Below are 18,440 nucleotides of genomic sequence, written 5' to 3'. Positions count from 1 at the left end.
CTGCGCAAATAGGGCAGGAACGGGGCGATCCGGGTGGAAAGTGACATATATGAACTCCCTCAATCTGGCCGATGTGATGGCCATGACAGCGGGGAAACGCGATGCGAAAAAAAGGTTCCTTTCCATGGAACAAATTTTTTCGCGGCGCATTATGCAGCCAGATGAACTTCTGAAGGTATTTTGACTTTATGACCTACAAAACTGGGGCAGGGCGCGAGGCTGCAATGTCTGTGCGTGCCGACAATCCAAACGCGCAGATTGCAACGAAGCTCCGCGCACTCTATCTTTCTGTACAGGAAGAAGCCATTCCGGACCGGTTCCTCGACCTGCTAGAGAAACTCGATGCGGTCGAACGCCAGTCGATGGCGGATGTGGCAGAATGAGCGGTGGCATGACGTCTGAGGAACCCAGTTTCAAGCGTGAGATGCTCGCAGCCCTTCCCAGCCTGCGCGCCTTTGCCATGTCGTTGATTGGCCGGCACGACCGGGCCGACGATCTCGTTCAGGATACCATCATGAAGGCGTGGGCCAAGCAGGACCATTTCGAGATGGGCACGAACATGAAGGCGTGGCTATTCACCATCCTGCGCAACGAACTCTATAGCCAGATGCGCAAGCGCGGCCGTGAGGTTCAAGACAGCGACGGCTATTTCACCGAGTCGCTTGCCCAGCATCCGGCACAGTATGGATCGCTCGATCTCCAGGATTTCAAGCGCGCTCTCGAAACATTGCCGCCCGACCAGAGGGAGGCGATCATTCTGGTCGGCGCGTCCGGGTTTTCCTACGAAGAAGCAGCGGAAATCTGCGGCTGCGCGCTCGGGACGATCAAGAGCCGCGTCAATCGCGCCCGCCAGAGACTTCAGGATATACTGCAGATCACCGGCGAAAACGAATATGGTCCTGACGCAACATCTGCGCCGATCACGTCGCGGGCTTTCGTGTCCTGATAGTAAATTTTCGATGTCCCGCAACTGTTGTTTCGAGATTTGGAGGATGTTTCTTCCCGCGGGACATCATGCCGTCAGGGTATGATTGCGTCGCTGGTCACAATCGTGCAGAAACTGCGACAGGTACGCTGCAAGGGGGATGCAGCGGGTTCCAGACAGTGACGGCGTCCGGGGCTGGGTGTGGAAATTCATGACCAGAAAAAATAACGATCCGCAGACAGCGGCCACCGCGACGCTGACATCGGCCCAGCGGCTTGGTGTCCTGCATTCAGTCGTCCCGGATATGGCCGAGCCGGATGCCGATTTTCGCGACCTTGCCGAGATCGCTGCCAGTCTTTTCGATGCTCCGGTGGCGTTGGTGACACTTGTGGACGCCAAGCATCAATGGTTCAAGGCAGCTGTCGGGACCGATGAGAAGCATGCGCCTTCGGCGGAGTCGTTTTGCATGCATACGATAGCCGGGTCTTCCGATGAGGCGCTGATTGTCGCAGATGCGGCTGCCGATCCTCGGTTTGCCCGCCAGCCGCGTGTCGTGGGTGCACCGTTTCTACGGTTTTATGCAGGCGTTCCGCTGGTCATCGACGAGCAGCCGGTGGGCACGATCTGTGTTTTCGATGTCAAGCCGCGCCTCGATCTGGCTCCGCTGCTCGTGACGCAATTGCAGAGACTGTCGCGTATAGCCTCCTCGCTCTTCAAGTTGAAGCACGAGGCGCATCAGCGTGCGCTGAAGGAAGCCGCCCTTTCCCGAGAGGAACAGCGGCACGCCATGGCGCTGGATGCGGCCAATGTCGGCAGCTGGCTTTGGGATGTCCGCTCCGGCAAGGTTTCATGCAACCAGCCGATGCTGCGCATGTTCGGCATGGCGCCGACAAAGAGCGTCCATGCCAGAGATATTTTTAGTGCCATTCATCATGACGACCGCGCAGCAACGCTTTCGAAGCTGCGTTCCGCGATGGCGCAGGATGAAGAGTATGACGGAACTTTCCGGGTGGCGTCTACAGGACGCTGGCTGCTCGGACGTGGCCGCGTGCATGAACGTGACGCACGAGGCAAGCCGACGCTTTTTCTCGGAATCAACATCGACGTGACCGAAGAACAGGGGGCGGCCCAGCGGACCCGTTTGCTTCTGCGCGAACTCAACCATCGGGTCAAGAACACGCTTGCGATGCTGCAGTCATTGGCCCGCCAGACGCTGCGACGGACAAGCGATCCACAGGAATTCATGACGGCGTTTGCCGGCAGGCTTCAGGCGATTTCCGAAGCGCATGGGCTGCTATCGGATCACGAATGGGGCGAGATCCGCCTTTCCGCGCTGCTCGCCAAACAACTGGCGCCGCATGTGCGTGACTATGAAAAGCAGGTCGAAATCCACAAGGACGAGATTCTGCTCGGCCCGGATCAGGCCGTCGGCCTCGGGCTGGTTCTGCACGAACTGGCGACCAATGCCGCGAAATATGGATCGCTGTCGGTTCCTGGCGGCAAGGTGGTATTGACCGCGCGCGGTGTCGATGAAGATGGCCATCGCGTTCTGCATATGACATGGACGGAGGTTGGCGGTCCGCCCGTCGATGAGCCGACGCGGCGCGGTTTTGGATCTATCCTGATCGAGCGAAGCCTCGACAAGGTGATGGGCAGCTCGGTGAAGGTCGAATATTTGCGGGCAGGATTGACGGCGATCGTCCGCCTGCCGCTTTGAGGACTTTTCCCCGAGCGTTTCAGGAACGATTGCTGTCGCCCGACTTTCGCATCAAACCAAGCACTGTGCCAACGCCAACGGCAAGACCGGCCGCCAGGAGCGGCTGCCTGCGGAAAAGGGTGAGCGCCGTGGCAATGGCAAAGGTGGTCTGCGCCTGCGACCGGCGACGCTTTTCGGCGGCAATGCGTTGATCCCGCGCATTCAGCGCATACATGATGCCGATGACGACAACTCCGATGACCAGCGAAACGACGGCAAGGATAATCATGGCCTGGACTGGCGTATACACGGCACTCAGGTAGATGGCGCCAGCCACGAGCGCGAAAATGTAGGCGGTCAAGAAAAACAGCGATGCAACAAGCCACAGGGCTCCGTTGCGCTTGTAGCGCGACACCGTGACGCCGACGTCCGTCACCACGAGAGCCGAAAGCATTGTGGCCAAAGGACCCATTTTTTTCTCCAGAAGGCAGAAGAGGACAAAAAGACCGGATGACAATCATCTTGTCTCCGGTCTCGCTACGCGGCAGTGGTTCGATCGCTGCCGCCCTTATCAGGATCGCTTAGCGGCGGATAAGAGCTGCGACGAGAAGACCGAGGGCAGCGGCCGCCCCTAAGGTTGCAACGGGATGCTCGCGCACCGTGTGGCGCACTTGTTTCTCGGTCACGGCATAGCGGCTGCGCAGCTCGGCAAACAGCGCTTCGCCATTTTCTAAAAGGTCCTGCAGGCCAGCCTCCGCGCTGTCGCGTGCATCATGGGCTCTTGCCCGAACGTCGCTGGAGGCTTCGGCAGCTCTGGTGCGCACGCTCTTCGAGGCTTCGGTGCCGCGCTGCGAAAGGAGCTTTGCGAGCGATGCGATCTCGTCGCGAATCTCGCTGATCTGATCTTCGATGGTCGCGTCAACGAGGCGCTTCTTTGCGCTGGAACCTGAAAAGAGACCTGTTGCCATGGTGAAAACTCCTATGTGCGGCGGGACCGCGGTTTCACGGCTGGCCCCGGTGTGCGTTCGTACCGACTTGTGAAATGATCAACGTGTCAGCGGTTCGCAACATCAACGCGCAACGTTGTATTTGGTTCCATTCCGAAGGCGAGGGCCGCTGGTTCAACCCAGTGCGGTGTGCGGCAAAACGAAAGGGACGCTGCCGACAGGTGTGGCGTTGACCCGCATGGCGCAACCGAAGACCGCTTCCATGACGGCGTCCGTCATCACTTCGTTCGGATGCCCCGCAGTGTGAACACGCCCGGTCTTCATCATGATCATTCTGTCGGCAAACATCGCCGTCAGATTGAGGTCGTGCATGATGGCGATGACGCCGCCGCCGCGTTCGCAGAAATTCCGGGCAAGCCGCATGATGGTCAGCTGGTGGCGGATGTCGAGACTGGAGACAGGCTCGTCCAGTAACAGGAACGCGGGTTCGCCGTGCCGGACCGGTTCCCAAATCTGACAGAGTGCGCGGGCAAGCTGGACACGCTGCTGCTCGCCTCCGGAAAGCTCCTGATAGAAGCGGCCGGCAAAGCCGGACAGGTCGACGGCTTCCAAGGCGTCCCGGGCGATGCGATCCGTTTCTCCAGCGTCTGCCTTGGCGCCGACCGAGAGCCCCATGCGGACGATTTCGCGCACGGTGAAGGGAAAGGAGATAATGGTAGACTGCGGCAGCACGGCGCGCTTCAGTGCCAGTTCCCAGGGTTTCAGCACCGAAATATCGTGGCCGTTGATGCTGACGGTGCCGTCATAGGCGAGTTCGCCGGCAATCGCCTTGAGGCTGGTGGTCTTGCCGGAGCCGTTGGGGCCGACGATTGCCGTCAGCTGTCCGGCGGCGGCCTCGATGCTGACGCCGTGCAGCACCTGTTTTCCGGAAAGCCGGACGGAGAGATTGCTGGCCTTGATCATGGTCTAAAGCCCCATATGGGAGCGCCCGCGGAGCAGGATCCACAGGAAGAAAGGGGCCCCCGCGAAAGCGGTGATGATGCCGATCGGCAATTCCGCCGGCGGAACGATGGTACGGGCGATCATATCGGCGAAGATCAGCAGCGTGCCGCCAAGCAGGGCGGATGCAGGCAGGAGATAACGGTGATCCGGGCCGATGATCATCCGCAGCACATGCGGCACGACGATGCCGACGAAACCGATACCACCGCTGACGGCGACGGAAGCGCCGGTCAATGCGGCGACGCTGACGATGGCGATGTTCTTCAGCCTCTGAACCGGAATACCCATGTGGAAGGCCGCTGCTTCACCGAGCGTCAGGGCATTGAGGCCACGCGCCAGAAACGGCACGACGGCGAGAGAAACCAGGACGATCGGCGCGGTGGAGAGTATCTTCGTCCAGTTTGCTCCGGCGAGCGATCCGAGGCCCCAGAAGGTCAGGTCGCGCAACTGCTTGTCGTCGGCGATGAAGATGAGGACGCCGGTCACGGCGTTGGCAAGTGCGGCGAGCGCTATGCCCGCAAGCAGCATCGTCGCGACCGAGGTCTGGCCGCTGCGTGTCGCGATCCGGTACAGCACTATTGTCGTGAAGAGGCAGCCGAGGAACGCGGCGACCGGCAGTGCATAGAAGCCGAAGACGGCAAAGAGCGGGCCGAAAAGGGAGTTGCCGAGCACGATCGTCAGCACGGCGCCCAGGCTGGCGCCGGAGGATATGCCGACGAGCGCCGGGTCGGCGAGCGGATTGCGAAAGAGGCCCTGCATGATGGTGCCGGATACTGCAAGCGAGGCACCGACCAGCAGCCCCATGACGGCGCGGGGCAGGCGGATGTCGAGGATGATGATACGGTCGCGCACGCTCAACGCCTGCTCCGCCCCTTCCACGCCGAAGAGCCAGCGCAGTACGTTGCCGAGCGAAGCGTCGGCCGCCCCGGTCATGATGGAGGCAACAAACATCAAAACGGCGATCGCGATGAGCACAAGGATCAGCAGTTGCGCCAGCCGCGACCGGTCGCCCATATGCCAGTCGGACTTCAAGCGCGCCGCAAACGACCGCAGCGGGCCGTCACCGGCGGCCATTTCACTGCGAGGCATTCGGTTTTTTTCCGTAGATCGCCGTGTTGAGTTCGCGCACCGTGCTTGCCGTGCGCGGACCGAAGCCGAGCAGATACAGGCCGTCCATGCGGATCACCGCCTTGGTCTTTTCTGCGGGCGTCAGGCTGAGGGCCGGATGGGCGAAGAGTTCGTCATCGGTCGCCGCATGGCCGCCGCTGCGGCTCATCATCAGGACGACATCGGGCTTGGCCTCAATGATCGCTTCGTCGGTCAGCGGCTTGTAGCCGGGGAAGCTGCCCGTGGCGTTGACGGCGCCGGAGAGCGTGATGATGCCATCGGCCGCGGTGCCGGTGCCGGACGCCATGATCTTTCCGCCCTGCGTACTCAGGATGAAGATCACGCGCTTGCGTTCGCTCTCGGGACGCTTGGCGGCATCGGCCACCGCCGCGTCGAGATCAGCCTTGACCTGATCGGAGAGGGCCGCCGCCTTTTCCGGCACGCCGAGGAAATCACCGACTGTGCGGATCTTCTCAAGAATGCCGTCGCGGTCGAACTTCTCCGAAACCGTCTGGAACGGGATTTTTGCGTCCTTGAGAACGTTGAGCGTCTCCGGCGGACCGCTGCCTTCGACGGCGATGATGGCGCTGGGGTTGATGGCGATCACGCCCTCCGGCGACAATTGCCGCATATAGCCGACATCAGGAAGCTTGTTGGCTGCCTCCGGATAGACGCTGGTCGAGTCGCGGCCGACCAGCTTGCCTTCTTCGCCGAGCGCGTAAACGATCTCGGTAATGGCGCCGCCGACGGAGACCAGCCGGGAGGTGTCCGCCTTCTGCATTTCCTGGGCGACGGCCGCACGCACGAAGGACGGACCGTCCGGAAGGGCAACCGGCAGGACGAAGGGGGTGGACACCGCGAAGATCGCCAGAGCCAGTTCCCAGGAACGCAGCCGGCGGAAATCATAGGAGGTCTTCATGATCGGCTCCTTCAGGCTGCTTCGGTGATCTCGAGCCGGGCGAGGTTTTCCATGATGGTGCGCCATTCCTCGCGTTCGGCGAAGCCTTCCTTGCGCTTGCCGAAGAACTGGATGACCATTTCGCCCTTGGCGTCGAGCGCTTCGAGCGACGTCACATGGCCATCGGCCGTCGGCTTGCGGACAGCCCAGATTTCCGCGAGGTGATCGGTGCGCAGGTGCAGGTGGAACGTCGGATCCATGATGTTGAGCCACGGACCCATTGTCTGGATGTTGGCGATGGCACCGGAATGAATCTGGATAATGCCGTGGTTGCCGACGAAGCACATGATCGGCAGCTCGACCTTCGCCGACTCACGCATCATCTCCTCGACGGCTTCAGGCTGCAGCTTCCAGGCAAAATCTTCACCAACCGACTGCAGTGCCTGGCGGCGGCCGAGTTTCAGCTTGCGCAGCAGGCCATGGAACTGATGTGTGTCGGTCATCCTGCCCCATTCGTCGCGCAGCATCGCAACATCGACGGAGGCGCTTTCACCTTCGGAAAGGCTTTCGACAGCGGCAACCGCAACGAATTCCTGTGACTGGTCGTCCAGCCTGAAGGCATCAACGATGCTCTGGTAGGCGTCGAGATTGGAAGCCGGACGCAGGTGCACCTTGTGAACGGCGGTTCCTTGGCTGTCGAAGAATTGCAGGCTGCGGCGCACGTCGTCGCCATCGGTTTTCGTCACGGCAAAGCCGTGCGCCCAGGCACCGGGGAAGATGCGCAGGTCGATGTTTTCACCGAGTACGATCGCGGCATGCTTGCCGGGGGTGATGTTCTCGAACACGCCGATCTTCTCGTGCACCGCGCTTTCGTTGCGGGTCAGCGCCATGACCTCGCCGAGTTCGGCCGCCCGCTCCAGGAAACGGTTGGCGTCGCCATCGATGCGAACGGCGGTCAGGCCACATTCGGCCGCAACGAGGGCGGCTTCCGAAATGCCCAGCTGAGCTGCGATATCGCGCTCACGCATTTTGGGGTTGGCTGCCCGGTAGGCGCGGATTTCGGACGGGGTCGGGCGGGGCGTTTGCGTCATATGTCTGGCCTATTTGTTCAGAATAAGTTTGCCCTGGCGGGTGATTTTCATGCGGTAGATGGCGCCGTCATGCGAGATCAGGATTTCGTTTTCGCCACGGAAGAGCTCGCGGCTTTCAACGATGCGCTGCGTCTGGCTTGCCGGCAAAACGACCGGCACGGCATCTGGTTCATTGGGTGTCACAGGCTTCAGGTCCTGATCATGGCGACCGAAAGCGGGGGATTGCTCCCCTTCTCAGGCCGGGTCATTGCGATTAGTATCTTGACTTCATTACTCATCTTTTATTATGGACGCAATACAGGATTTTCGCAGTCAAGTTTAATTGTGGCGATGAAATGCGTGGCTGCGGCTCAGCTTTCCAGGCGGCGGGTTTTTCGCAGTCGAGACACCAGTGTTTGAGAATGGATAGACCATGATGAAATTCGATCGATTGCTGCTCTTGGCCTTCCTGGCAGTCTTCCATGCGGGCGAGGGCGCGTTGGCGCAGGAGGCCGGAACGTCCGGCAATCTTTCGATCGAAATGAATGATCTGGCGCCGTCGGAAAAGGGTTGCAAGCTGACGTTCGTCGCGGGAAACGGGCTGACTCAATCACTCTCCAAGGTCTCTTTCGAATTCGTGCTTTTCGATGAGAAGGGTTTGGTCGAGCGGATGGCGGTTCTCGATTTTCGCGATCTGCCGGCCGGCAAGACCAAGGTACGTCAGTTCGATCTCGCTGGAACGAAATGCGAGGCTGTCAAGAGCCTGCTGATCAACGATGCGCCGGTCTGCACCGGCGAGGGTGTCGCCAAGGACGCCTGCATGAAGGCGCTGAAGACCGGATCGAAATCGTCTGTCGAATTGAAGGGCTGATGCGGATTTCGCATCAGTATCTGTGATGAACAAGACTATCAAATGGACCGGGGCGATCGTCCTTTCGCTGCTGGCGCATGCGGGGGCGGCAAAGCTGTTTGCGCCCGCCGACAAGCCGTCGGAGCAGGCGATGGTCGAAGGCGGCGAGGAGATGGAAGTCGCCGTGCTCGGCAATGCGTTTGAAGAAACGATCCTGGCCGGGGATCCGGACGAGGCGATCGTGCCGGAGGAAATCCAGCCGGAAGAGGTCGAGCCACAGCCTGTCGAGGTGGCGGAAGTACCGCCGGTGCAATCCGAAGTGACGGCCGAGACACCGACGGATATCCTGCCGACCGAGGCCGATGTCATTCTGCCGGCTGAGGAAATACCACCGGTCACGGCGGAACAACCTGAAATCACGGCGACCGTTGCGCCGGCGGAAACCGTCACTCCGGAGGAAAAGCCGGAGCCGGAGGAGATCAAGCCGGAGCCGAAGAAGAAGCCGGAGCCGCTGAAGAAGCCTGAAAAGGAAAAGCCACAGAAAAAGCCGGTCAAGAAGAGGGCGGGCGATGCGGGCAAACAGGTTGAATCCGCGAACAAAGGCCAGGCCGATGGGATGGAGAATGCCGTCAGCAATTCCAATTCCGGTAAAAAGGGCAAAGTGTCCGAGCAAGCGGGAAATGCGAGTCTTTCTAACTATGACGGTAAGATTCGAGCGAAGTTGAGCCGCGCGAAGCGTTATCCTTCGGCGGCACGACGGGAGAAGGCGGAAGGCACTGCGACTATCCGCTTCGTGGTGCAAAGCAATGGAAGCCTGGGTAGCGTATCACTTATTAGAAGTTCCGGTTTCCAGGCCTTGGATGATGCGGCTGTCCAAAGCGCTCAGCGTGCAGGGCCTTTTGCCGACACCCCGAACGGACAACCTAGAACGATTATAATTCCCATAGAATTTAGATTCCCAGGGCGCCGCTAAGTGCACGCCCTGCTGTCGGGCTCGGTTGGCAAGTCAGCACATAAAACATGATAAAAATATTCATCTTTATACTTTACTCTTTTTATCAAGTTAAATAGGGTTCCCGCACGATCAGCCGCACGGCCGATTCCGAAACAAAGCGGAGACTGACATGGGTGACAAACGGCATCAGCTCAAGGCGAAGCAGAAGCAGGGCCGGGAGACTGAAAGGCGCGTGGCTCCGGCTGCAGCCGAAGCTCAGGGTTCCCGCCTCGAAGGCCGCAGCTTCCTCTATGTCGGTGGTCGCGATTGCCAGGTGGCGCATCTGCGCCAGATCGCCAGTTCCCATGGCGCCGAGCTGATCCATCACGATGGCGGTTTGCGCGAGGCAGTGTCCCGCATCGACAACATTCTTCCCTCCGTCGACTGCGTCTTCTGCCCGATCGACTGTATCAGCCATGATGCGTGTTTGCGGGTAAAGACCGGCTGCAAGAAGTGGGGCAAGGCCTTCGTACCCTTGCGCAACGGCAGCAAGTCGAGCCTGGAGCGCGCGTTCCTCGATCTGAAGGCCAGCCGCGGCAACGCCGGCTGATCTGCTGTTTGGGACTATGTGCGAGTACATTTTTCGGCGCCCGCTTCCTGTGGAGATGACAAGAATGAACAATGAGCGTCCCGATCAATTCATGATGATCGGATTGCACAAGCTGGCCTCGCAATTCGGCGACGGGTTGGTGCCGGAACTTTATGAGCTTCTGTCGCGCCGCGCGCGCATGGTGGAAGACAATCCGAACGTGGCGGAATTTCCGGCCTGGCAGTCACGCCCGCCGGCTCGCGCGCCTTTAGGGCTTGCGCCTGAGCCGAGAGACAATATCCTGCCGTTCCCATCCGGCGGCGCGATTGCCGCGCCGGCCAAAGACCGGGCTTGAGGATATCCGCATGTATTTCGCCATGAACAGATTCAGGATCGCGATCGGCCACGAAACGGCTTTCGAAGATGTGTGGAAGAACCGTGACTCCAGCCTTTCTGAAGTTCCCGGGTTCAAGGAGTTCCGGTTGCTGCGCGGCGATACCGTTGCCGACGAGGGCTATACGCTGTTCGTTTCCAGCTCGATCTGGGAAAGCCACGATGCCTTTTCGGCCTGGACGAAATCCGAGAATTTCCGCGCGGCGCACAAGAGCGCGGCGGATAACCGGGCGATGTATCTCGGTCCGCCGAAATTCGAGGGATTCTCCGTCGTCGAGGGGGCGTGATGGCCGATCTGTCTGGCGAAAATCGCATCGAGGTCCTGCCTGTCCTGCCGTCGCTGGATATCGGCGAGACCTTGGCGTTCTATCGCGACAAGCTGGGCTTCGACGTCACGATCTATCAGGAGCAAGACTATCTCATCCTGCGCCGCGAAGACATGGAACTGCATTTCTGGCTGACCGATGATCGCAGCCTTTGCGAGAAGACGTCCGTCTATCTGCGCGGCGGCGGCATCGGCGATCTCTACCACGAGTTCGCTGAGAAAAACGTCGAGCGACTGAGCGAAATGTCCGTGAGGCCCTGGAACATGGAAGAGTTTTACATCCACGATCCGCACGGAAACCTGCTGCGCTTCGGCCGCATTCCGCGCGGTTGAGCGGCCGGCTAGACTTCTCTTCGAATGAAGAATGCACCGGCGGCAACCGTGACCCAACCGGCCATCATGATGACGCCACCCGTTGGCGCCGACATCGGAAAGAGCCCATGGCCAAGGAAATGCCGTGCGGTCAGGTCGGCGGCAAACAGGGCCGTGCCCGCTGACAGCAGAAGTGCGGCAATCCCAGCTGTCCGCATCATCGGCCAGGCCGCGTAAAGTGCGATGAGGGCAGGGGCGTGTGCCAGGCACATGGCCGACGCGCCGCCGAGCAGACGCGGGTCGGCTCCATGCGAGGCGGCAGCGGCGCTGATGACGCCAAACAATCCCATCAGCCCGGCAATGAAAAGGATAACCGGTCGCAACTGGCCATTCTGCATGGTCTATTCGTCCCTGTTCTGCATGTGATGGGCAAGCCGGGTGACCGGCTCCAGGATGACCGACCGCAATTGCGGATGCGAAACGGTTTCCTCCAGCGCCTGGGTGAAACACAGCAGCCACTCATCGCGCTCCTGCTGACCGATCGCTGCGCCAAAATGCCGGCTCCTGAGCCTCGGATGGCCGCGCTTGTCGGTGTAGAGCGGCGGGCCGCCGAGCCAGCCGGTCAGGTACTCATAGAATTTTTCCTCGCTGCCAGACAGATCTGCCGGGTGCACGGCGCGGCAGCGCGCGGCTTCCGGCAGCGTGTCCATGAGTTCGTAGAAACGGTGGGTCAGCGCCCGCACGGTGCCGTCGCCGCCGATCGCGTTGTAAAGTGTTTCCGTCTGCCCGTCCGTCATCGTCGTTTCCCTGATTGCCGCTACTTCTAGCGTGCCGCGCTATCGTGTTCCATCGGTTTTCGCTGAACCACGCCTGTTGCGGCGATTGATCGCATTATCGCGGTCGCGACAGGAATTTTCTTGACAAACCGTCTAGACGGTATCTTATGGCTGTATGTCCATCGCTCATCATCGCCGGAAACAGCCAGAACTCGTCCGCCAGCAATTGCTGGAGGTCGCCGCGCGCCTCTCGCTTGAACTCGGGGCGTCGGGGGTAACGCTGGATGCCGTGTCGCAGGCGGCTGGCGTCAGCAAGGGCGGGTTGCTGCATCATTTTCCCAACAAGATGGCGCTGCTGGATGGTCTGTTCGATGACCTGACCGGCAAGCTCGACCGGACGATCGCCGAGGAAATGCGCAACGATCCCGTCGCGCATGGGCGGTTCACCCGTGCCTATCTGGCTTGCGTCTTTGCCTTACAGGACGAAACCGACACACAAGGCTGGCAGGTGCTGACCATTGCACTGCTTTCTGAGCCGCAGTTGCGGGCGCGCTGGCGGTTATGGGTGGCCGATCACGCGGATGAATTCGTTGGCACCGATTCCTCGGTTGGCTGCCTGCTGGCGCGGTTTGCCGCCGACGGCCTGTGGCTTGCCGACATCCTCAAGAGCCATGATGTCGATCAGCAGACGCGACAGGCGATGCGCACTCAACTCGTCGCACTTTCCTTGCAGTAACCGGCCATTGGAGCTCCAGATGAACCCCGCAATGCTCTATGGCGTGCTCGTGATCGCGATTGTCTTCGAGGTGCTCGGCACCTCGGCGATGCAGGCCGCCCAGCATTTTACCAAGCTTGTGCCGACGGTGATCATGGTCGTCTGCTATGCAATCGCCTTCTACTTCCTGTCCTATACGCTGCGGGTCATTCCGGTGGGGATCGCCTATGCGGTCTGGAGTGGCCTCGGCATCGTCCTCATCTCGCTTGTCGGTTATTTCGGTTTCGGGCAGAAGCTTGATCTTGCTGCCGTTCTCGGGCTCGGCTTGATCATCGCCGGAGTTGTCGTGCTCAATTTCTTCTCCAAATCCAGCTTTCACTAATCTATTCGCGCTGCCGGATTTTCGCTTGCAAAAGCGTTGTCGGGATTCTATCGCTTCAAATTGAAAGCGGTTTCAAATTCATTGGCCATGGACCGATGAAGCGAAAAAAGGATTGATCATGACCATAAAGGCGGTTGTCTGGGGCGAGAACATTCACGAGCAGACCAATGAGGTTGTCAGAAGCATTTACCCGAACGGGATGCACAACACGATCGCAGCGGCGCTGAACACGGACCCGACGATTGAGGCGACAACGGCAACCTTGCAGGAGCCGGAGCATGGCTTGAGCGTCGAACGCCTTGCCGCGACCGATGTTCTGCTCTGGTGGGGCCACAAGGATCATGGCGCGGTGTCGGACGAGATCGTCGAGCGCGTCGCCAAGCGTGTCTGGGAAGGCATGGGCCTGATCGTTCTGCATTCCGGCCATTTCTCCAAGCCGTTCAAGCGGCTGATGGGCACGCCCTGTGCGCTGAAATGGCGCGAGGCGGGTGAGCGGGAAAGGCTGTGGGTGATCAATCCGCGTCATCCGATCGCCGCAGGTCTCGATGAGAACTTCGTGCTGGAAAATGAAGAGATGTACGGCGAGCAGTTTTCCGTGCCGGAGCCGCTGGAAACCGTCTTCATCTCCTGGTTTGCCGGTGGCGAAGTGTTCCGTTCGGGCCTGACCTGGCGCCGCGGTGCCGGCAATATCTTCTATTTCCGCCCCGGCCACGAGACCTATCCGACCTATCACGACGCCAACGTGCACACGGTTCTGCGCAACTCGGTCAAGTGGGCCTACAATCCGCAGGGCACCTACACCGCAATTCACGACGCGCCGAATGTACCGGTGGAAAAGGCTCTGGAGCCGATCGTCGAGCGCGGCCCACGGCTGCATCAGGCTGGCGAGGAAGGATACAAGTGATGAAAACCATTCGTCTCCTCATTCTCGGCACCGGCGGCATGGCCAATACCCATGCGATGAATTTTGCGACGATTTCGGGCGTCGAGCTTGTTGCAGCTGTCGATGTCGATCTGGTCCGGGTGCAGGCCTTCGCGTTGCGCCATGAGATCGCCAAGACGTTCACGTCACTCGACGAGGCGATTGCCTGGGGCGAGTTCGATGCCGTTACGAATGTGACGCCGGACAAGATCCACTATCCGACGACCCTGAAGCTTCTGGCGGCCGGTAAACATGTGCTCTGCGAAAAGCCGCTGGCCGAAGACTATGCAAAGGCCGACGAGATGGCGACGGCGGCGGAAAAATCTGGCCTGGTGACCATGGTCAACCTGACCTACCGCAATGTCGCCGAAGTCCAGAAAGCCCGCCAGATGGTTCTCGCCGGCGAGATCGGCAAGGTCCGGCATATCGAGGCATCCTATCTGCAGAGCTGGCTGGTTTCCAAGGCGTGGGGCGATTGGTCGACGGAATCGCAATGGCTGTGGCGGCTGTCGACCAAGCATGGCTCGAACGGTGTACTCGGCGATGTCGGCATTCATATTCTTGATTTTGCCGGCTACGGCGCGGCCACGGATGTCGATCATATCTTCGCCCGACTCAAAACCTTCGACAAGGCACCCGGCAACAAGATCGGCGAATACGATCTCGATGCCAATGACAGCTTCACCATGACCGCCGAATTTGCCAATGGCGCCATGGGCGTGGTCCATGCCAGCCGTTGGGCAACGGGGCATCTCAATGAGCTGCGTCTGCGCATGCATGGCAACAAGGGCGCGATCGAAGTCATCCACACGCCGGACGGATCGACACTGCGCGCTTGCCTCGGCAAGGACATCGAAAAAGGCATCTGGAAGGACATCGACGCCGGAACGGTTTTGACGAACTATCAGCGCTTCATCGATGCGATCAGGGCCGGTAGGACGGCGGAGCCTGGCTTCCGCCATGCGGCGGATTTGCAGAAGGTTCTCGATCTGGCGATGGTCACCGAGAAGGAACGCCGCGAGCTCGCGGTTTAAATCCGCTTAACCGCCGCCGTCGAGTTGCGGATGACCAGTTCAACCGGCCAGACCTCGCGCAGGGTCTCGGCCGGTGTTCCCTGTAGCATTTCCAGCACCATTTCCCCGATCCGTGCGCCTGCCGCGCGGATCGATGACCGCGTGGTCGACAGTGTCGGCACCAGATGGTCGGGGCTGATATAGGGAAAGACGTCGTCATGGGCGATCAGCGAGATATCCTCGCCGACCTTCAAACCTGCGATCCTGATCGCCCGCATGGCACCCAGCGCCGACATCATCGAGCCGGCGACGACAGCCGTTGGCCGGTCGTCCAGTTTCAGGAAACCTTGCATCAGCCGGAAGCCCATCTCGTCGGTGAATTCGCCATGTCCGCAGAGCGCCGGATCGATCGTAACGCCGCGTTCGTCCAGCGCCGTCTGGTAGCCCTCTTGCCGGTGTTCCGCGAAAATCCGGCCGCGATAGCCGTTGAGAAGCGCGATGCGGCGATGGCCGAGATCAAGCAGATGGCTGGCCGCCTGGCGCACCGCGCCGAAATTGTCGATGTCCAGCCAGCCGAAATTGCCGTCTGAATTGGTGCGTCCATGGACGATGAAGGGCAGGCGCAGCGAATTGAGGAGCGCAATACGCGGATCGTCGATAAAAGGCGAATGCAGGATGACGGCATCGACGCGCTTGCTGGCTGCCAGCCGCCGATAGGTGGTCAACTCCGCTTCCTGCGAATCCACAGTGGATACGAGAATATCGACTTCTTCCTGCTGCAACCGCCCGCCGAGTCCACCCATGAATTCGCTGGTATGCGGACCGAATTCGCCACCGCCCTTCAGCACAATGCCGATCGCGCCAACCCGGCCTGTGGCAAGACCAAGTGCGCTGGTGTTCGGCCGGTAGCCATATTCGAGCGCCGCCTTCAGCACGCGTTCGCGGGTTGCCTGCTTCACCTCGGGATAACCGCTCAAGGCGCGGCTCACCGTCGTCTGCGACAGTTCGAGCCGGTTTGCGAACTCCTTGAGGTTCATGCGGTATTTCCTGTTGTCTGCCGTCCCAATGTAAGCCGCTTTACGGCTGCGTCAAAGGGGCAATACCCGGCACGCCGTCGCGAATGCGCCTGGAGAAATCAGGGGCTGCGTCCGCTGCCCGCGCTCGGTTGCTGATCGCGCCGCCTTCGCGCAATTGTTCGAGCGTGTAGCCCGGCATGAAGCCGTTCACCTCGGCGATATAGGCCGGCAGGTAGCCGGAAAACAGCAGGCGATAATCCAGCGGCAGGCCCGGAACGATGCGGCTGACCATCTCGTAGACGATCGTCGTGCAATTGGCAGTCACTGTGTTGTAGAATTGCGGCGTCTCGGTCAGGCTGTTGGCCTGATCGACATAGGCCATGAACAGCGAGCGCATCGCCGATTTTGGCATGTTGATGCGGTAGATATAGACGTCTTCCTTACGGATATTGGTGCGCACCCGCACGATGTCGCGCTCGTCGGCGGCAATCACGCTGGTCTCGAACTCTTTGAAGAAGCCGCCGATTTCGGAAAAGCTCTCATGCCGTTCCTTGCGGATTTCCACCGAGAAGGTGACGAACGTGCCGTCCTCGAAACCAAACGAGATCAGTGTGTGGGCGACTGCCGGGCCTGACCAGTAGGACAGCAGCAGATCGACGGAGGCGAGCTTGTCGAGATCGTAAGTCCGCGTTTCCCAGCGGACGGTATAGTCTGTCGGCGCCCGCCAGTCGAAATTGCGCACATTGGCAAGCGTCACCTCGTGGCCGTTGACGACGCCGGCAGTCATCTGCCCGACCTCGTCGGCCCAGTCGCGGCTGTTGCTGGCCGGAATGGAGCCCCACCAGAAGAGCAGCAGGGCGATCATGACCGGATAGATCAGGGCTGCAAGCCGGGACCGCCAGCGCAGATAGGCGAACAGCGCTGCAAGCGAAAGAACGGCCCATGTCGCCGCCGCCGCACCCCGTATCCAGACGTTGCCAGGTATCTGATAGAACAGGGCAATCGCACCCCAGATGGCAAAGCCGAGAATGGCCAGCGCGGAAAATATGCGCAGCATCGTCCCGAGCAGATGCAAACGTGCCCGCCTTGGTTGATCCGTCATGTTCTACGCCTCTCCAGGACCGCCGCCCTGCCGCTAAGTCGATGGGATTTCGGCAGGCGGCTCTATGTGTCGATGGGCGCCGCCGCTGCCGCTTGTGCCCGGATGGTCAGTCATTGGCAGATTTCCAGCCGGGACAACACCCATTTTTCGGGCGGACACCGTTCTTTCCCTCCAGAATATTGCCGGATTCTCGTATCCGTCCGCATGTCGGTGCCGCATTGTCTCAATCGACAAGCCTTTGTTCTCGCCCCGCTTTTTCAGTGTGGAATTTCATAAGGACTGCATTGTTATTCGCCATGCGATTCACTAGCATCGCATTCTTGACCAATCGGACAAAAATGGGCTTCTCCCATTTGCACACCAGGCAGGACAGGGATTTTCTGAATGCAGGCGGTTTTCGACGGCCACAACGATGTGCTGCTGAGACTATGGAGCAATGCCAAGAACGGGGCCGATCCGGTCCGGGAATTTGCCGAGGGAACGACGGAAGGCCATATCGACGGCCCGCGCGCCAGGCGGGGCGGGCTCGCCGGCGGACTGTCGGCGATCTATATTCCGTCCGAACATCTCGTTTTGAAAACGCCTGACGAGAACGGCCATTATGCGACGCCGTTGTCGGAGCCGCTGGAGCGGCAGCCTTCTCTCGATATCGCGCTCGAGTTCGCGGCCATCGCCCTTCGGCTGGATCGCGCCGGTGCCTGGAAGCTCTGTCGCTCGACCGCTGACATCCGTGCCGCAATGGAAAAGGGCATTTTTGCCGCGGTTTTGCATATGGAAGGCTGCGAGGCGATCGGTGAGGATCTCGCCGCGCTCGAAACATTCTATGCCGCCGGTTTGCGCTCGCTCGGCCCGGTCTGGAGCCGCAACAACATCTTCGGCCATGGTGTGCCCTTTGCCTTTCCGATGGGGCCGGACACCGGACCCGGCCTGACCGATGCCGGCTTCGCTTTGGTTCGCGAATGCAATCGGCTCGGCATTCTCATCGATCTCGCCCACATCACTGAAAAGGGTTTCTGGGATGTGGCGAAAACCACCGACCAACCGCTGATCGCCAGCCACTCCAATGCGCATTCATTGACCACAGTCGCCCGCAACCTGACGGATCGCCAGATGGATGCGATCCGCGACAGCAATGGTCTGGCGGGACTCAACTATGCGACGACCATGCTGCGGCCCGATGGGCTGGAAAATGCGAAGACGCCGCTCTCCGACATGGTGCGTCACATCGACTACATGGTCGGGCGCATGGGCATCGATTGCGTGGCGCTCGGATCGGACTTCGACGGGGCAACCATTCCGGAAGAAATAACCGACGCGGCGGGCAACCAGAACCTGATTGCCGCCCTGCGGGACGCCGGATATGGTGACGCGGAACTGACAAAAATATGCCGGGAAAATTGGCTGAGGGTTTTGGCTCAAGCCTGGCACGAAGCCGTTTGAGCTGGAAGAAAAAGGCCCATAACGGG

At 60.2% G+C, this 18,440-nt stretch carries 26 protein-coding genes; 15 read left to right on the top strand and 11 right to left on the bottom strand.

The window, feature by feature from the left end:
- The 4 genes from J2Z75_RS23585 to J2Z75_RS23570 form a co-directional block, all read left to right on the top strand.
- A partial coding sequence (locus J2Z75_RS23585) for a hypothetical protein (RefSeq protein WP_209855313.1) occupies positions 1 to 184 on the top strand: 184 nt, incomplete at its 5' end.
- 4 nt (positions 185 to 188) lie between these two features.
- On the top strand, positions 189 to 383 hold the full coding sequence (locus tag J2Z75_RS23580; RefSeq protein ID WP_209855311.1) for a NepR family anti-sigma factor: 195 nt from the start codon (positions 189 to 191) through the stop codon (positions 381 to 383).
- 8 nt (positions 384 to 391) lie between these two features.
- Positions 392 to 946, top strand: a complete 555-nt coding sequence (locus J2Z75_RS23575; protein WP_209855308.1) for an RNA polymerase sigma factor — start codon at positions 392 to 394, stop codon at positions 944 to 946.
- Between the two features lie 190 nt (positions 947 to 1,136).
- Positions 1,137 to 2,642: a sensor histidine kinase gene (locus J2Z75_RS23570; RefSeq protein ID WP_209855306.1), complete on the top strand. Its 1,506-nt coding sequence runs from the start codon at positions 1,137 to 1,139 to the stop codon at positions 2,640 to 2,642.
- Between the two features lie 19 nt (positions 2,643 to 2,661).
- On the opposite strand, the gene J2Z75_RS23565 is transcribed toward J2Z75_RS23570, so the two are convergent.
- The 7 genes from J2Z75_RS23565 to hemP form a co-directional block, all read right to left on the bottom strand.
- On the bottom strand, positions 2,662 to 3,093 hold the full coding sequence (locus tag J2Z75_RS23565) for a hypothetical protein (protein ID WP_209855304.1): 432 nt from the start codon (positions 3,091 to 3,093) through the stop codon (positions 2,662 to 2,664).
- Between the two features lie 109 nt (positions 3,094 to 3,202).
- Positions 3,203 to 3,589, bottom strand: coding sequence for a DUF883 family protein (locus J2Z75_RS23560; RefSeq protein ID WP_209855302.1), 387 nt, complete (start codon positions 3,587 to 3,589; stop codon positions 3,203 to 3,205).
- A 153-nt stretch (positions 3,590 to 3,742) separates the two neighbouring features.
- Positions 3,743 to 4,531 carry a heme ABC transporter ATP-binding protein gene (locus tag J2Z75_RS23555; protein WP_209855300.1) on the bottom strand — a complete coding sequence of 263 codons (789 nt, stop codon included), beginning with the start codon at positions 4,529 to 4,531 and terminating at the stop codon, positions 3,743 to 3,745.
- A gap of 3 nt (positions 4,532 to 4,534) precedes the next feature.
- Positions 4,535 to 5,659, bottom strand: a complete 1,125-nt coding sequence (locus J2Z75_RS23550; RefSeq protein ID WP_209855298.1) for a FecCD family ABC transporter permease — start codon at positions 5,657 to 5,659, stop codon at positions 4,535 to 4,537.
- Positions 5,646 to 6,596, bottom strand: a complete 951-nt coding sequence (locus J2Z75_RS23545; RefSeq protein ID WP_209855296.1) for a heme/hemin ABC transporter substrate-binding protein — start codon at positions 6,594 to 6,596, stop codon at positions 5,646 to 5,648. Before J2Z75_RS23545 ends, J2Z75_RS23550 begins: the two co-directional genes overlap by 14 nt.
- An 11-nt stretch (positions 6,597 to 6,607) precedes the next feature.
- Entirely contained in the window at positions 6,608 to 7,666 is a 1,059-nt protein-coding gene (locus J2Z75_RS23540) for a hemin-degrading factor (protein ID WP_209855295.1), read from the bottom strand.
- Positions 7,667 to 7,675: 9 nt separating this feature from the next.
- Positions 7,676 to 7,849: a hemin uptake protein HemP gene (hemP, locus tag J2Z75_RS23535; protein WP_209855294.1), complete on the bottom strand. Its 174-nt coding sequence runs from the start codon at positions 7,847 to 7,849 to the stop codon at positions 7,676 to 7,678.
- Between the two features lie 232 nt (positions 7,850 to 8,081).
- Here hemP and J2Z75_RS23530 point away from each other — a divergent pair, with 232 nt between their 5' ends.
- The 6 genes from J2Z75_RS23530 (at position 8,082) to J2Z75_RS23505 (ending at position 11,069) form a co-directional block, all read left to right on the top strand.
- Positions 8,082 to 8,516 (top strand): hypothetical protein, encoded by a 435-nt coding sequence (locus tag J2Z75_RS23530; protein ID WP_234937526.1) that lies wholly within the window; start codon positions 8,082 to 8,084, stop codon positions 8,514 to 8,516.
- A 130-nt stretch (positions 8,517 to 8,646) separates the two neighbouring features.
- Positions 8,647 to 9,468: an energy transducer TonB gene (locus J2Z75_RS23525; RefSeq protein WP_234937519.1), complete on the top strand. Its 822-nt coding sequence runs from the start codon at positions 8,647 to 8,649 to the stop codon at positions 9,466 to 9,468.
- Between the two features lie 151 nt (positions 9,469 to 9,619).
- On the top strand, positions 9,620 to 10,039 hold the full coding sequence (locus J2Z75_RS23520; protein WP_209855291.1) for a DUF2325 domain-containing protein: 420 nt from the start codon (positions 9,620 to 9,622) through the stop codon (positions 10,037 to 10,039).
- 64 nt (positions 10,040 to 10,103) lie between these two features.
- Positions 10,104 to 10,373, top strand: coding sequence for a hypothetical protein (locus J2Z75_RS23515; RefSeq protein WP_209855290.1), 270 nt, complete (start codon positions 10,104 to 10,106; stop codon positions 10,371 to 10,373).
- A 10-nt stretch (positions 10,374 to 10,383) separates the two neighbouring features.
- Complete coding sequence (locus tag J2Z75_RS23510; RefSeq protein ID WP_209855289.1) at positions 10,384 to 10,698, top strand: antibiotic biosynthesis monooxygenase family protein; 315 nt, start codon at positions 10,384 to 10,386, stop codon at positions 10,696 to 10,698.
- Entirely contained in the window at positions 10,698 to 11,069 is a 372-nt protein-coding gene (locus J2Z75_RS23505) for a bleomycin resistance protein (protein WP_209855288.1), read from the top strand. Before J2Z75_RS23510 ends, J2Z75_RS23505 begins: the two co-directional genes overlap by 1 nt.
- Before the next feature lie 8 nt (positions 11,070 to 11,077).
- Here J2Z75_RS23505 and J2Z75_RS23500 read toward each other — a convergent pair whose 3' ends face one another.
- Positions 11,078 to 11,446 carry a DUF423 domain-containing protein gene (locus J2Z75_RS23500; RefSeq protein ID WP_209855287.1) on the bottom strand — a complete coding sequence of 123 codons (369 nt, stop codon included), beginning with the start codon at positions 11,444 to 11,446 and terminating at the stop codon, positions 11,078 to 11,080.
- Positions 11,447 to 11,449: 3 nt separating this feature from the next.
- A complete protein-coding gene (locus tag J2Z75_RS23495) occupies positions 11,450 to 11,845 on the bottom strand; it encodes a group II truncated hemoglobin (protein WP_209855286.1) in 396 nt (131 codons plus the stop codon).
- Positions 11,846 to 11,999: 154 nt separating this feature from the next.
- On the opposite strand from J2Z75_RS23495, the gene J2Z75_RS23490 reads away from it, so the two are divergent.
- The 4 genes from J2Z75_RS23490 to J2Z75_RS23475 all read left to right on the top strand — a co-directional run bounded on the left by J2Z75_RS23490 (position 12,000) and on the right by J2Z75_RS23475 (position 14,877).
- Positions 12,000 to 12,560: a TetR/AcrR family transcriptional regulator gene (locus J2Z75_RS23490; RefSeq protein WP_209855285.1), complete on the top strand. Its 561-nt coding sequence runs from the start codon at positions 12,000 to 12,002 to the stop codon at positions 12,558 to 12,560.
- A 19-nt stretch (positions 12,561 to 12,579) separates the two neighbouring features.
- Positions 12,580 to 12,921, top strand: a complete 342-nt coding sequence (locus tag J2Z75_RS23485; protein ID WP_209855284.1) for a DMT family transporter — start codon at positions 12,580 to 12,582, stop codon at positions 12,919 to 12,921.
- A gap of 118 nt (positions 12,922 to 13,039) precedes the next feature.
- Positions 13,040 to 13,825: a ThuA domain-containing protein gene (locus tag J2Z75_RS23480; protein ID WP_209855282.1), complete on the top strand. Its 786-nt coding sequence runs from the start codon at positions 13,040 to 13,042 to the stop codon at positions 13,823 to 13,825.
- An 8-nt stretch (positions 13,826 to 13,833) separates the two neighbouring features.
- Entirely contained in the window at positions 13,834 to 14,877 is a 1,044-nt protein-coding gene (locus J2Z75_RS23475; RefSeq protein WP_407692810.1) for a Gfo/Idh/MocA family protein, read from the top strand.
- Here J2Z75_RS23475 and J2Z75_RS23470 read toward each other — a convergent pair.
- Entirely contained in the window at positions 14,874 to 15,893 is a 1,020-nt protein-coding gene (locus tag J2Z75_RS23470; RefSeq protein ID WP_209855278.1) for a substrate-binding domain-containing protein, read from the bottom strand. The genes J2Z75_RS23475 and J2Z75_RS23470 overlap by 4 nt on opposite strands.
- Before the next feature lie 40 nt (positions 15,894 to 15,933).
- A complete protein-coding gene (locus tag J2Z75_RS23465; protein ID WP_209855276.1) occupies positions 15,934 to 16,974 on the bottom strand; it encodes an Lnb N-terminal periplasmic domain-containing protein in 1,041 nt (346 codons plus the stop codon).
- Between the two features lie 384 nt (positions 16,975 to 17,358).
- Between J2Z75_RS23465 and J2Z75_RS23460 the strand changes: the two genes are divergently transcribed.
- A complete protein-coding gene (locus J2Z75_RS23460; protein WP_209855274.1) occupies positions 17,359 to 18,414 on the top strand; it encodes a dipeptidase in 1,056 nt (351 codons plus the stop codon).
- Positions 18,415 to 18,440: the final 26 nt, after the last annotated feature.

It is taken from the genome of Rhizobium herbae, from assembly GCF_017873135.1.
GTDB lineage: Bacteria > Pseudomonadota > Alphaproteobacteria > Rhizobiales > Rhizobiaceae > Pararhizobium > Pararhizobium herbae.
This window is presented reverse-complemented; position numbering and strand designations above follow the sequence as displayed.

What these genes read in the sequence shown, in the direction of transcription:
- J2Z75_RS23550 (WP_209855298.1), bottom strand. Translation starts at nt 5,659, where the DNA reads ATGCCTCGCAGTGAAATGGCCGCCGGTGACGGCCCGCTGCGGTCGTTT.
- J2Z75_RS23560 (WP_209855302.1), bottom strand. Translation starts at nt 3,589, where the DNA reads ATGGCAACAGGTCTCTTTTCAGGTTCCAGCGCAAAGAAGCGCCTCGTT.
- J2Z75_RS23505 (WP_209855288.1), top strand. Translation starts at nt 10,698, where the DNA reads ATGGCCGATCTGTCTGGCGAAAATCGCATCGAGGTCCTGCCTGTCCTG.
- J2Z75_RS23510 (WP_209855289.1), top strand. Translation starts at nt 10,384, where the DNA reads ATGTATTTCGCCATGAACAGATTCAGGATCGCGATCGGCCACGAAACG.
- J2Z75_RS23565 (WP_209855304.1), bottom strand. Translation starts at nt 3,093, where the DNA reads ATGGGTCCTTTGGCCACAATGCTTTCGGCTCTCGTGGTGACGGACGTC.
- J2Z75_RS23460 (WP_209855274.1), top strand. Translation starts at nt 17,359, where the DNA reads ATGCAGGCGGTTTTCGACGGCCACAACGATGTGCTGCTGAGACTATGG.
- J2Z75_RS23520 (WP_209855291.1), top strand. Translation starts at nt 9,620, where the DNA reads ATGGGTGACAAACGGCATCAGCTCAAGGCGAAGCAGAAGCAGGGCCGG.
- J2Z75_RS23515 (WP_209855290.1), top strand. Translation starts at nt 10,104, where the DNA reads ATGAACAATGAGCGTCCCGATCAATTCATGATGATCGGATTGCACAAG.
- J2Z75_RS23490 (WP_209855285.1), top strand. Translation starts at nt 12,000, where the DNA reads ATGTCCATCGCTCATCATCGCCGGAAACAGCCAGAACTCGTCCGCCAG.
- J2Z75_RS23575 (WP_209855308.1), top strand. Translation starts at nt 392, where the DNA reads ATGACGTCTGAGGAACCCAGTTTCAAGCGTGAGATGCTCGCAGCCCTT.
- J2Z75_RS23495 (WP_209855286.1), bottom strand. Translation starts at nt 11,845, where the DNA reads ATGACGGACGGGCAGACGGAAACACTTTACAACGCGATCGGCGGCGAC.
- J2Z75_RS23525 (WP_234937519.1), top strand. Translation starts at nt 8,647, where the DNA reads ATGGTCGAAGGCGGCGAGGAGATGGAAGTCGCCGTGCTCGGCAATGCG.
- J2Z75_RS23465 (WP_209855276.1), bottom strand. Translation starts at nt 16,974, where the DNA reads ATGACGGATCAACCAAGGCGGGCACGTTTGCATCTGCTCGGGACGATG.
- J2Z75_RS23470 (WP_209855278.1), bottom strand. Translation starts at nt 15,893, where the DNA reads ATGAACCTCAAGGAGTTCGCAAACCGGCTCGAACTGTCGCAGACGACG.
- J2Z75_RS23500 (WP_209855287.1), bottom strand. Translation starts at nt 11,446, where the DNA reads ATGCAGAATGGCCAGTTGCGACCGGTTATCCTTTTCATTGCCGGGCTG.
- J2Z75_RS23530 (WP_234937526.1), top strand. Translation starts at nt 8,082, where the DNA reads ATGAAATTCGATCGATTGCTGCTCTTGGCCTTCCTGGCAGTCTTCCAT.
- J2Z75_RS23545 (WP_209855296.1), bottom strand. Translation starts at nt 6,596, where the DNA reads ATGAAGACCTCCTATGATTTCCGCCGGCTGCGTTCCTGGGAACTGGCT.
- J2Z75_RS23485 (WP_209855284.1), top strand. Translation starts at nt 12,580, where the DNA reads ATGAACCCCGCAATGCTCTATGGCGTGCTCGTGATCGCGATTGTCTTC.
- J2Z75_RS23540 (WP_209855295.1), bottom strand. Translation starts at nt 7,666, where the DNA reads ATGACGCAAACGCCCCGCCCGACCCCGTCCGAAATCCGCGCCTACCGG.
- J2Z75_RS23570 (WP_209855306.1), top strand. Translation starts at nt 1,137, where the DNA reads ATGACCAGAAAAAATAACGATCCGCAGACAGCGGCCACCGCGACGCTG.
- J2Z75_RS23555 (WP_209855300.1), bottom strand. Translation starts at nt 4,531, where the DNA reads ATGATCAAGGCCAGCAATCTCTCCGTCCGGCTTTCCGGAAAACAGGTG.
- J2Z75_RS23580 (WP_209855311.1), top strand. Translation starts at nt 189, where the DNA reads ATGACCTACAAAACTGGGGCAGGGCGCGAGGCTGCAATGTCTGTGCGT.
- J2Z75_RS23480 (WP_209855282.1), top strand. Translation starts at nt 13,040, where the DNA reads ATGACCATAAAGGCGGTTGTCTGGGGCGAGAACATTCACGAGCAGACC.